The sequence below is a fragment of the Actinomadura formosensis NBRC 14204 genome, from assembly GCF_001552155.1.
Lineage (GTDB): Bacteria > Actinomycetota > Actinomycetes > Streptosporangiales > Streptosporangiaceae > Spirillospora > Spirillospora formosensis.
In genome coordinates this window covers 90,142-101,231 of record NZ_BCQQ01000002.1, presented here as the reverse complement: position 1 = coordinate 101,231, position 11,090 = coordinate 90,142, and the positions used below count along the sequence as shown (strand labels likewise).

Annotated in this window: 13 protein-coding genes; 3 read left to right on the top strand and 10 right to left on the bottom strand. The window is 69.9% G+C overall.

The window, feature by feature from the left end; genetic code table 11:
- Window positions 1–458, bottom strand: a 458-nt coding sequence (locus tag AF1_RS36945; protein ID WP_255218765.1) for a carbohydrate kinase family protein, incomplete at its 3' end; no start/stop codon positions are given.
- Here AF1_RS36945 and AF1_RS36095 point away from each other — a divergent pair.
- Entirely contained in the window at window positions 421–657 is a 237-nt protein-coding gene (locus tag AF1_RS36095) for a hypothetical protein (RefSeq protein ID WP_067792431.1), read from the top strand. The two genes, AF1_RS36945 and AF1_RS36095, sit on opposite strands and share 38 nt — an antisense overlap.
- A gap of 75 nt (window positions 658–732) precedes the next feature.
- On the opposite strand, the gene AF1_RS01000 is transcribed toward AF1_RS36095, so the two are convergent.
- Together AF1_RS01000 and AF1_RS00995 are read right to left on the bottom strand one after the other, a co-directional pair.
- Window positions 733–1,344: a TetR/AcrR family transcriptional regulator gene (locus AF1_RS01000; RefSeq protein WP_067792428.1), complete on the bottom strand. Its 612-nt coding sequence runs from the start codon at window positions 1,342–1,344 to the stop codon at window positions 733–735.
- Window positions 1,345–1,353: 9 nt separating this feature from the next.
- Window positions 1,354–2,142, bottom strand: a complete 789-nt coding sequence (locus tag AF1_RS00995; protein WP_174548805.1) for an IclR family transcriptional regulator — start codon at window positions 2,140–2,142, stop codon at window positions 1,354–1,356.
- A gap of 224 nt (window positions 2,143–2,366) precedes the next feature.
- On the opposite strand from AF1_RS00995, the gene AF1_RS00990 reads away from it, so the two are divergent.
- Window positions 2,367–3,590, top strand: a complete 1,224-nt coding sequence (locus AF1_RS00990) for an NAD(P)/FAD-dependent oxidoreductase (RefSeq protein WP_067792424.1) — start codon at window positions 2,367–2,369, stop codon at window positions 3,588–3,590.
- A 78-nt stretch (window positions 3,591–3,668) separates the two neighbouring features.
- Here the strand turns inward: AF1_RS00990 and hcaB are convergent, their stop codons facing one another.
- The 4 genes from hcaB to AF1_RS00970 are packed head-to-tail and all read right to left on the bottom strand — an operon-like array spanning window position 3,669 to window position 6,558.
- Window positions 3,669–4,478, bottom strand: a complete 810-nt coding sequence (hcaB, locus tag AF1_RS00985) for a 3-(cis-5,6-dihydroxycyclohexa-1,3-dien-1-yl)propanoate dehydrogenase (RefSeq protein WP_067792418.1) — start codon at window positions 4,476–4,478, stop codon at window positions 3,669–3,671.
- 1 nt (window position 4,479) lies between these two features.
- A complete protein-coding gene (locus AF1_RS00980; protein WP_242608773.1) occupies window positions 4,480–4,821 on the bottom strand; it encodes a non-heme iron oxygenase ferredoxin subunit in 342 nt (113 codons plus the stop codon).
- On the bottom strand, window positions 4,781–5,653 hold the full coding sequence (locus AF1_RS00975) for an aromatic ring-hydroxylating oxygenase subunit alpha (protein ID WP_084262304.1): 873 nt from the start codon (window positions 5,651–5,653) through the stop codon (window positions 4,781–4,783). Before AF1_RS00975 ends, AF1_RS00980 begins: the two co-directional genes overlap by 41 nt.
- Window positions 5,650–6,558, bottom strand: a complete 909-nt coding sequence (locus AF1_RS00970; protein WP_174548804.1) for a VOC family protein — start codon at window positions 6,556–6,558, stop codon at window positions 5,650–5,652. The genes AF1_RS00975 and AF1_RS00970 overlap by 4 nt, the downstream gene beginning before the upstream one ends.
- Window positions 6,559–6,713: 155 nt before the next feature.
- On the opposite strand from AF1_RS00970, the gene AF1_RS00965 reads away from it, so the two are divergent.
- The gene (locus tag AF1_RS00965; RefSeq protein WP_067792410.1) at window positions 6,714–7,565 is read left to right on the top strand and encodes an alpha/beta fold hydrolase; all 852 of its coding nucleotides are present in this window, start codon (window positions 6,714–6,716) and stop codon (window positions 7,563–7,565) included.
- 50 nt (window positions 7,566–7,615) lie between these two features.
- On the opposite strand, the gene AF1_RS00960 is transcribed toward AF1_RS00965, so the two are convergent.
- The 3 genes from AF1_RS00960 to AF1_RS00950 all read right to left on the bottom strand — a co-directional run bounded on the left by AF1_RS00960 (window position 7,616) and on the right by AF1_RS00950 (window position 10,953).
- Window positions 7,616–8,260, bottom strand: a complete 645-nt coding sequence (locus AF1_RS00960) for a DNA alkylation repair protein (RefSeq protein ID WP_207394020.1) — start codon at window positions 8,258–8,260, stop codon at window positions 7,616–7,618.
- A gap of 189 nt (window positions 8,261–8,449) precedes the next feature.
- Window positions 8,450–9,955 (bottom strand): hypothetical protein, encoded by a 1,506-nt coding sequence (locus tag AF1_RS00955; protein WP_067792396.1) that lies wholly within the window; start codon window positions 9,953–9,955, stop codon window positions 8,450–8,452.
- Window positions 9,956–10,116: 161 nt separating this feature from the next.
- Entirely contained in the window at window positions 10,117–10,953 is an 837-nt protein-coding gene (locus AF1_RS00950) for an SAM-dependent methyltransferase (RefSeq protein ID WP_084262303.1), read from the bottom strand.
- Window positions 10,954–11,090: the final 137 nt, after the last annotated feature.

Below are 11,090 nucleotides of genomic sequence, written 5' to 3'. Positions count from 1 at the left end.
CTAACCCGTCCCCGACCGGATCGACTTCGCGCCAGAGCCGCCGCGTGAGCTGGCGCGAATGCTGGGCGGTCGGCAACGCCACGACATGGATTTGCGGGCGGCCGAAGACGCCTTCGCCAGGGCACAACATGAGTACCGCGAACGCGCGGCGTGCAGGCCGACCGCAAGAGGGATCTCTCCCTGGACGCTGAGCACGTCCCCGTGGACCAGGTGGGTGAGCGACCGGTCGACGTCGGACGGGCTGAGGGCGTCGGCGGCGCCGGCCACGTGGCGACGACCTGGTTCGCGTCGTCGGCGACGAGGATGAAGCTGCGCCCGGTGGCCGCGCCGGGAACGCGGACGACTCCCTTGGCGCCGACGCCTTCCCCGCGGAGGAGTTCCAGTGCATGGTCCCCGACGGGATCGTCCCCAACCGAGCCGATGAAGCGGACGGGCATCTCCAGCCGGGCGGCCGCGATCGCCTGGTTCGCGCCCTTCCCTCCGTCGCTGTCGGCGAGCGTATGCGCCTTCCTCCCGCTGAACGCCGGCGCCTGGTCGCCCGGATCGTTCAGTTCGACGGCGGGGCCGTACCGCATCGGTGACGTGCTCATCGGAGTGACCGTCCTCGACCGCGGGCCGCCGCGCACGCTCCGGTCCGGGGCGGTCGAACTCCGCTGAGGCCGATCAGACCAAGGACAGCCGCACGACCGGCACGATGGACGGCGGTCGGACGACCGCGGCGGGACCCGGCGGTCAGCGGGTGCCGCGAGAAGCGGCGGCGCGGTCGCGGATCGATGCCAGGACGAGCCGATGCAGGTCCTGCATTCCGGCCCTGATGTCGTCCTCGGAGCAGCCGGCGGTGGCCACGACGCCGGTGGTGTACACGATGTTGAGCGCCGCGAGTTCCCTGGCGCAGGCGGCCGCGTCGGCGACACCGTAGCCGCGGGCCACCGGTTCGATGAACTCGGCCATGAGCGCCAGGCCGCGCTGATCGACCTCGCGCATGATCGCCTGCGCCTCGTCGTTGCCGTCGTCGTGCAGCCGCAGTGAAGTGAACAGCCGGAACAGTGCCCGGCGCTTGGCGACGAGATCGGCGGCCGTCCCGTAGTAGGCGGCCAGGCGCTCGCCAGGTGAGCCGGACGGCTCGTCGGCCGCCGGCAGGCCGGCGAAGAACGCTTCGTTCCCGCGTATGAGCACTGCCCGCAGGACTCCCGACTTGCTGCCGAAATGATGGTAGATCGAGCCGACGGGAGCACCGGACGCGGCACAGATCTGGCTGATGGTCACACTCGCGTAGCCTCGCGAGCCGAACAGCCGCTCCGCCGCGTCGATGATCTGGTCACGGGTACCTTGCGGGTCGACCATGCCGGGAGCCTAACGGACCGTCGCCGTGACGCCGGCGTCACAGAACTGCGGCATCGCCGGTGACCTGGAGATCGCCACGGCCGCCTGGCGAAGCGGGCCGACCAGCACCTGGCCGCTGCCCGCGGACGCCGGGAACGCCACCGAGAGCGCCGCGACGGCGCGGCCGCGGACCAGCACCGGCACCGCCACGCATGCCAGCCCGTCCGCGGACTCCTCGCGGTCGACCGCGAAGCCGGCGGTCCTGATGACGTCCATCTGGCGGCGTACCTGCTCCGCCGATGCCAGTGACGAGGCCGTCCGGCGGCGCAGCGGCTCGGTGAGGGCGCCCGCGGCGCTGCCACCTGCGGAGAAGGCCAGCAGCGCCTTGCCGACCGCGGTGCAGTGCGCCGGGAACCGGCCGCCGACCGCCGCCGGCGTGGGAACGGACCTGCGGCTGAGCAGCTTTGCCAGGTACACGACATCGGCGCCGCGCAGGACCGCCAGGTGCAGCGTCTGGCCGGTGTACCGGTGCAACTCCTCCAGGTGCACGAGCGCGGCCTCGCGCAGCGCGGCCTCCGGCGGCAGCGTCCCGAGCGAGAACATGCGAAGGCCGACGCGGTACCCGCCGTCGGCCTGCTCTATGGCGCCGATGTCGACGAGCATGGCCAGCACCCGGTGCGCGGTGGACTTCGGCAGGCCGCTGTAGCGCACGATCTGGGCCAGTGTCAGCACCCGGTTCCGGTGGCTGAACGCGCCCAGGACGGCGAACGCCTTCCAGAGCACGGACGGCGTGCCGCTGGCCGACGACTGGTCGATCATGAGTCGACCTCCAGGGTGAGCTGCTAGAACGAGCGCTCTAGAATAGATATTCCAGATGGTACGGCCGCGAGAACCGTCCGCGCAACGATCCGTTTCCGCGGCGGAGCGGGTTTCGGAAGGAGCCGTCCCGGTGCCCGGAACGGCGGGGAGCCGCCGCCGGACGGCGGCCGTAGCCTCACCGCACATCCGTCCGGCGTGGCGGCGAGCTCGTTACGGAGGTCTCAGTGGCGGCCCGGGAGCACTACCTCATCGTGGGCGGCAGCGCGGCCGGAGTGGCCGCCGCGTTCGCCCTGCGGCGAAGCGGCTTCGAAGGACAGGTGACCGTCGTGGAGGCGGGCGCGGAACTTCCCTACGAGCGCCCTCCCCTCTCCAAGGCGCTCGGCACCGGAGAGGCTGCGTCGCTCCGGCCCATCGTGCCCGCCGAGGACTACCGGGCGGCAGCGGTCGGCCTGCGCCTGCGGAGCCGGGTGGACAGGCTCGACCCGGCGCGACGCACGGCATGGCTTTGCGACGGGAGCGCGCTGCGCGCCGACCGGATCCTGCTCGCCACCGGCGCGTCCGCGAGGCGGCTGACCATCCCGGGCAGTGATCTGCCCGGCGTCATGACCCTGCGGGACGCCGACGACGCGCGACGGCTGGCGGTCGCGATCAGCGCCGGTGGGCCGGTCGTCGTCATCGGCGGCGGGTTCATCGGCATGGAGGTCGCAGCCGCCGCGCGCGCGGCCGGATGCGCCGTGACCGTGGTGGAGGCGGCCGCGCTGCCGCTGGTGGGCGCACTGGGGCGGCCGCTCGCCGAGCTGGTCACGGCATTGCACCGCGAACACGGGGTGCACGTGCGCACCGGCGCGTCGGCGGAGGCGTTCCACGGCTCCGGGACGGTGGGCGAGGTACGGCTGTCCACCGGGGAGCGGCTGCCCGCGGCCGCCGTCGTCGTGGGAGTGGGAGTCGTCCCCAATGACACGCTCGCGGCCGCGGCCGGAATCCGTTGCGACGGCGGCATCGTCGTTGATCTTCAGGGCCGGACGTCGCACCCGTGGATACGGGCGGCCGGTGACGTCACCGTGCAGCCGCACCCGCACCTGGCGACGGCCGGACGCATCGAGCATTGGGACAACGCCCTGCGGCAGGGCGCCGTGGCGGGCGCCGCCATGGCCGGTGGCCTGCGTGTCCATGACGGTTTGCCGTACTTCTGGTCCGAGCAGTACGGCCTGACCCTGCAAGTGCTCGGCAGGCCCCGCACGGGTGACGAACTGCTGCTGCGTCCGGGCGCCGGCCCGCGGCGCTTCCTGGCGCTGTGGCGACGCGGCGGAGCCGTCGTGGCGGCCGCCGGCCTGGACACCGTGCGGGACCTGGCCGCGGCCAGGAAGCTCATCGAGACCAGGGCCATGGTGTCCGCCGGGAAGCTGCTCGACCCCGCGACGGACCTGCGCCTCCTCGCACGATCGTGAGCCGCCCCCGGCGCGATCGCCACGGATGCCGATGGCCGGCGGCGTCGCCGCCGGCCATGGCCAGGTGCTGCTCGCTCGTCATCGCGTGCCCGCGTGATCCGCGGGACGGGCCGGTGTACCGAAGCCGCTGACGTCGATCACGGTGCCGGTGACGGTGGCGGACTCCTGCCGCGCCGCGAGCAGGACGTAGGCGCCGACGTAGTCGGCCGGCCGCGGCGCCCGGTGCAGTGCGGAGTGCCGCCGGAGCATCTCGTCGATGGGAACCGCGTCCGAGATGGAGGTGCGATCCATGCCCAGCGCCTCCGGCCCCCGCAGATCGGTGGCCATGCCTCCGGGAGCGACGCCGTTGACGCGGATGTCGGGCGCCAGCTCGTACGCCAGTTGCCTCACCAGCCCCAGGCCCGCGTGCTTCGAGGCCACGTACAACGGCCCTCCGCCGGCGGGGTAGAGCGCCGCGTTCGACAGGGTGAAGATCATCGATCCGCGGGACGCCGCCAGCGGCGGCTGCGCGGCCTTGGCGCCGAGGAGGTACGCCTTGACGCTCACCGCGAACAGCTCGTCGAATCCGGTGGCCAGCGACGACGCGGGGGTGCCGGCCAGCGACTCGTTGAAGTCCCAGATGCCGGCGTTGCCGATGAAGACGTCCAGCTTGCCGTACCGCTGGACGGCAAGCTCGCAGGCACGCTCGTTGTCGGCGTAGTCACGGACGTCACCCGTGATCGTGGCGATCCTTTCGCCGGCCCGGGCCTGGAGTTCCGCCAGCTTCGCCGCGGACTTGTCGATGGCCACGACCGAGGCGCCCTCCGCGGCGAACCGTTCGACGATGGCGAGGCCCAGCCCGGAGCCCGCCCCGGTCACGACGACGGAGGTGTCCTCAAGCCAACCCATATCAGCCCCCATTCCGTTTCAGGTAGTCCTCCGGCAGCGCGGCGTACAAGTACTCGCCCACGACCGCCACACGATGCACCCTGACCGGCGCCGTCGCCGGAGGGGCGATGACCGCGCCGGTGCGCAGCGAGAACTTGGCGCAGTGCAGGGCGCACTCCACGACACCGTCCTCGGCCCAGCCGCCGGCCAGGGAGTAGTCCTGGTGGGTGCAGGTGTCGTCGATGCAGAAGAACTCGGTGCCCTGCCGGAACGCCGAGACCGGGGGCACCGTGTCGATCCGGTGCCCCTCGTCGTCCGGCACCTCACTGACCCGGCAGAGCCGCACCCACCGCCTGCCGCTCACCGACGGCAGGTCCGCGGGCCCACCGGCGCTGACGTCGGTGGTCACAGGAAGATGCTGATGCTCGGGGCCAGCAGGACGGAAGCCAGTTGCCGCCCGAGCCGTGCCCGTTGCCCGCGAACTGGCGTCCGGGCGCCTCGTAGGGCGGAAAGACCTGGAAGGCCGGATCCTCGGTGAGCGCGAGCATCGCCGACGCGTGCGCGATCGGCGCGTGGTACATGTCGCTGGCGAACTGCTCGGAGGCGAACTTCCAGTTGCAGTCGATGACCCATCTGCTGGTGCCCGGGACCAGTTCCAGCCCGCCGTCCCACCGGTCGACGACCGCGTCGAAGTAGAAGGCCATGTCGCCGAGGTAATCGGTGAACTCCGGCGTGGATTCGGACCAGCAGCCGAAGTAGAAGCCCTTGTAGTTCGCGATCCGGGGGACCTTGTGCGCGCTCCAGCGGGCCTTGTCGATTTCCCCGTGGTATCCGGCGTCCTCGGCGGGGACGTTGATCAGGTTGCCCTGCAGGTCGTAGGCCCAGCCGTGGTAGCTGCAGGTGAAGGTCTTGGCCGTGCCCGCGTCGGCGCGGCAGATCCGCATTCCGCGGTGCCGGCATTGGTTCAGGAACGCCTTGACCGACCCGTCGCGCTGCCGCACGACCAGGACCGGGTCCTCGGCCATGTAGGTCTGGACGAAGCTGCCCGGCTTGGGCAGTTGGCTGTCGTGAGCCAGGAACAGCCAGCTACGGCCGAACACGTTCTCCAGTTCGAGCTGGTACAGGTCGGGGTCGGAGTAGATGGCCGGTGGAACGATCCCGTCGCGGATCTCGGCGATGCCGTCAAGGTCGATCATGAGGTCACCTTCCCGGCGGCGGGGTCCGCGCCCGGCATGGCCGACACGTTGAAGTGGTGCCCCCACACACTCGGGGCGTCGTAGTGAGCCACCTTCCAGTCCGCGGCGTCCACCAGCCGGCCATTGCACCCGTACTCGACGGCGAATCCGGACGGGGTCACCACGTAGAAGGAGGTCATGTGGTCATTGGTGTGCTCGCCGAGACTCATCTGGATCGGGTGGTTCCCGGCGGTGGCGATGTCGAGGGCGCGGCCGACGGCCTCCAGCGAGTCGACTTCGAGCATCAGGTGCCCCAGACCGGGCGGCGGCCCGGGGATCGAGGCGAACGCGATGCTGTGGTGCCGGGGGTTGCAGTGCAGGAAGTAGCCGTTCTCCGGGCCGAGCGCGATCGTGTCGGACAACCTGAACCCGAGGTCGTCCTGGTAGAACCGCGCGGCGGCGGCACTGTCCCCGCTCAGCATGAAGACGTGCCCCAGACCCAGGTCGCCGCACACGAACCGCACCCCACGCGGGGAGATGAACGGCGCCTTGCTCAGCTCGGCGCCGACGAACATCTCGATCCGGTTGCCGTCGGGGTCCTTGAAGGCCACCACGCGCCGGACCCGCCGGGCTTCCGACAGCCCGTCGTCTTCGGTGACGGTGACGCCCCGTGCCGTCAGGCGGCGGACGACCGCCTCGAGATCCTCCTCGTTGGCCACCTCGAAGCCTATGGCGATCAGCGTGTCCGGCCCGGGAGGGCCGTCCTGGACCTCGATGCGCCACGCCCGCTCGTCGGTGCGGAACCGGGCGGGCCCGGACCCGCCGTCTCCTGCAAGCTGTGCCCCGAGGATCTGGGTGCCGAACTCGTGCCATCGGTCGAGCGGGCCGCGGACCACCAGATACCCCAGCGCCGACACTTTGTTCATCAGTGCCTCCGTTGTGGTGTTCGCCGCAGTGTGAGATGCCGGGCGCGCCGCCGCACGGATCCGTTCCGGCCAACGGAACGCCACCCGGCGTGCGCGCCAGCGGTCCATTAGGACAAAAGGACCCCGGCACCCACATTGCGAAAGAGGGATGAACCATGACCGGCACGGTGACCGAGGCGCCCGCAGAGCGCGTCATCCACCTGAAGAAGTTCCGTGTCCGCTACCGGGAGGCGGGCACCGGGCATCCCGTGGTCCTCCTGCACGGCAGCGGCCCCGGGGCCACCGGGCTGACGAACTTCAGCCCCAACATCGGCCCGCTCGCCCGCCGGTTCCGCGTCCTCGCAATCGACATGCCCGGCTGGGGAGACAGCGACACGCAGACCGCGGAGACCGGATACGACCATGCCGGGGTGCTCGTCGAGTTCCTGGACGCCCTGGGCATCGGCACGGCCGCGCTCGTCGGCAACTCCATGGGCGGCATGACGTCGATCGAAGCCGCCACGCGGCACCCCGACCGGATATCGCACCTCATCACGATGGGCGTGCCGGCCCCCGTCCACCTCGTGTTCTCCCCCGGCGACGGCCCGTCGGAAGGGCTGGCGGCGCTCTTCCAGGCATACCGGGACCCGAGTCCCGCCAATATGAGGCGGCTCGTCGAGGTAATGGTCTACGACAACTCGTTCGCCACCGACGAACTCGCCGAAGCACGGTCCCGCGCCGCTCTGGACAAGCCGGAGCATCTCGCAAGCTGGAACGACCGGATCGACGCCCAGCAGGGGTTCCCGTACTTCTCCCTGGGAACCCAGGTCCGAGGGATCACCGCGCCGACCCTCCTGATCCACGGCCGCGATGACCGCGTCGTCTCCTACGAGAACAGCCTGCACCTCGTCTCGCTCATCCCGGACAGCCGCCTCGTCCTGCTCAACCGCTGCGGGCACTGGGCCCAGATCGAGCACGCGGCCGAGTTCAACCGCACGGTGGAGTCGTTCATCGCCGCTACCGGCTGATTCCGATGCGGGAAAATTGCAAGCTGGGCTGGAAGAGTGCGGATGCGGGGTTAATCATCGTGCTTTCGGCGCACCATCTCGGTGATCCAGATGGGCGCGAACGGAGACGTGCAGTTCGGGGGGGTCGGGTAGTCCTTGAGCACCTGCAGGCGCTCACCGATGTCGATTGCACGGGCGCGGTGCTCGGCGTGCTCGATCCCGATCTGAGCCAGGCAGTGGTTCATCGCCCACTGCAGGCGATCCGGGGCGTCTTTCATCTCCGCCTCGATGACGTCGAGCAGTCCTGCGAGGTCGAGGCCCTCGGGCTTCTTCGCCACGCGCGCGGTGGTGAGCACCCAGCCGGCACTCGCGACCACCGGATCCGGATCGGCGGACCAGGCCAGGCGCAGCTCTTCGGAGTGCGGGTTCTTCTTCACCACGTAGTTCACGAGCCAGTCGTGCACCTTGGGTGTGCGCGCCTCGCGCACCATGGCGTCCAGCTCGTCACGCTCGAACGCCTTCGGGCGGCAGATCAGGATCGCCAGCAGTCTCGCCGCGGTGTCACCGGTCTCCCAGAGCCGGCACGCGAGTTCCTGCTGCGTCTTCAGCCGCTTCGCGAGCGCGCGCAGCTTGCCGAGGTTCACACCGTGATCGTCACCGTGTTTCTCGTTCACCTCGCGTATCTTCGGGTCCTCAAGCTCCGCCAGCTCGGCCATCACCCCGGCCACCGTCGTCTCGGCCACCTCAGCCCCCTTCCCGTCTCGTGCGAGATTCAGCCACGGAGACCACATATCACGCGGCGGCAGCCCCGGCATCAGGACACCATTACCCATGTCCGTTTGCGATTTTGGGCGACCGGCCGGGTGGCCTCTCTTCTCCGGGAGAGCCACCCGGCCGCGTACCGGCTACGAGTTGTCGGCGACCGCGTGGATGAGGTTCCCGCCCTGCGCGACGATGGCCGTACGCCATGCGTTGAAGGTCGGGTCGCTGACGTTGAAGGCCGTCTCGAAGTGCTGCATGTCGGGCGTGTGGATGTGTCCGGCGGGAATCTTCAGGCCCATCCGGTCCCGCAGCAGGGTGTTGCGGTAGGCGCTCTCGTTGGACAGGTAGTTGCCTCCGCCGCCGCTGTGGGAGCACGAGCCGGCGTCCGGTGGCGTCGGCGGGGCCGGTGGCGGAAACTCGGTGGGCGGCGGGTTGTTGCGGGTGACCCGGGTGGTCGATGTGCAGTCGGGGAACTCGGTGTAGTTGGTGTGCCAGACGACGCCGAAGGCGACCGAGGTGTCCGGCCAGGTGTCCCCCGGTGGGCGGGGGACCGAGGCGCCCGTGTCAGCCTTGATCATCGGGCCGACCGGCAATGTGGCCGTCGTCCACTGCGGCGGGGTGTTCAGGTCGAACGCGGCGGGTCCTCCCCAGCGGGTGACCACGCTGGTGTTGCAGCCGTGGTTGCCGACCGCGAGTTGCGGTACGCCGTTCTGGCTCGGGCACGGCTGGGACAGGTCATTGCCCGGGTAGGCGCCGTGGTACCGGCCGTTCCACTGTTCGAGGTTGAAGACGGACCCGCCGGCCTGGCTGACGGTGAGCGACGCGTCCACCCGTCGCGGACCGGGACGCATGAACGGCCCGACCGTGTCCTCGAGATAGCCCGCGGCGAACTCGGTGTAGTTGACCGGGAGCACGTACATCTCGATGTAGGTGACCTTGCCGTCGGCGGCGCGGTAGCGGGTGCCGTCCAGGGCCAGCGCGGTGGCGCCCGACGGGTTGCCGTGCCGGATGTTGTTCCCGGCCGAGCCGGGTGCCGGACCGGTCTGGCCCCCGTCCAGTGTGTAGGGGTCAAAGCCGCTGGCGATGACCCGCTTGACGCCTTTCCCGGCGGGGAAGTCGATGTCGGACATCCCCCGGGCGGCGCGGTCGAACGCGGTGATGAGCGATGCGCGGGCCCGCGAGGACAGCGAGAAGGCGGGGGTCCACTGGCGCAGCGCGGCCGTGGCCTGCAGGCGGGTCCAGTAAAGCGGCCGGTCGTCACTGGCGGGCAGGCTCCCGCGTACGTCGCCACGGTGCTGGGCGCGGTCCACGGCGGAACGCCAGAGTTCCTCGCCGGTCTGCTTGACGAGCCGGATGGCCGCGGCCGACGACCGGACGCGGCACAGGTGGCGGGCGAGCGAGGGGGCGACGTCGCCGAAGCCACCGCCGTCCACCATCTGCCGGGCGAAGGTCTCCGATTGCAGGACGTCGGGGTTGTCGTTATCGGGCAACGTGTAGCCGAGCCGGCTTTCCTCGACCGACAGCGGGATGCTGCGATCGAAGCAGTCGGCCCTGGCCTGGGCGGGAGCGGCGGCCGCCACGCCCAGCCCGGCCGTGAGCAGAAGGGCGGCGCCTCCTGCGGCAACGGACCTGCGGGTGGGTCTGTTCATCCTGCTCTTCCTGGGGGAGCGCCAGCGCCCTGGGGCGGCGGCTGGGTCGAGAGAGCGGGCACCTTCCGGGTAGGCGGAGGTTCGGTTGGCGTGAACGTAGAAGTCGTAGAACAATCCGTCAAGACCACGATCATGTTGATCGTTGCCCTATCGGCAAATCCTTACGGCGTATCGACCTGTCCGACGCCACCGAAAACCGAGGCGGTCTTGAGCGAAGACTCACCATCCGGCCGCCATTCGTGAAGGCGTACGAGCCCGGGGTCGACAAGGCGGTAACCGGCGAAGATCTCCCGGACCTCCTCCTTGTCGCGGAAGACCATCGGCGAAGTGGAGTTCGCGAACGCCGCACTCCAGCCGTCCTGGATCTTCTGCGGCATGTCCTCCGTGGTCAGATGCGAGATCGCCAGGTAGGAGCCGGGCGCCTGGCGCTCCCGGAAGGCCGCCACGATACGTGCCGGGTCGTCGGCCCGGGAGATGAAGTGGAACACCGCGATGAAAAGCACCGCCACCGGCTGATCAAAATCGATCAGCTCAAGCGTGAGCGGGTTGTTGAGGATCGTCTCCGGCTCTCGCATGTCCGCGGTGACGATCCTGGTGTTCCCTCCGGACAGGAGCGCCCTGCCGTGCACGGCGACGATCGGGTCGACGTCGACGTAGACCACCTTCGAGTCGGGATCGGCCTCCTGCGCGATCTCGTGCGTGTTCCGCACGGTCGGCAGACCGGAACCGACATCGATGAACTGGCGAATGCCGCACTCTTTCGCCAAGAACTTCACCACTCGGCCGAGGAAGTGACGGTTCGACATTGCGGTGGACCGGGCGACCTCCTCGCCGACCACCTCGTACAGCTTCGCGACCGCCGTCCGATCTACCGCGAAATGGTCTTTGCCGCCCAGCGCCTCGTCATACATCCGTGCCGGAGTCGGCACCCCCAGGGGGATGTGGGAGGGAAGCTTCGGGTCACCCTTGCTCGCTGCGGAAGACTGTCCGTCCGACATTGGATCTCCTCAGGAGCGCGCCGACTTTCCGTGTTCACCCGGTCACTGTCGCGCGCTTCGAACTACAAAGGCAGCCGACTCCGATGAGGCGGGCCAAAGGTAAAAATATCAGATATACGGATCATTGCGGCAGCACG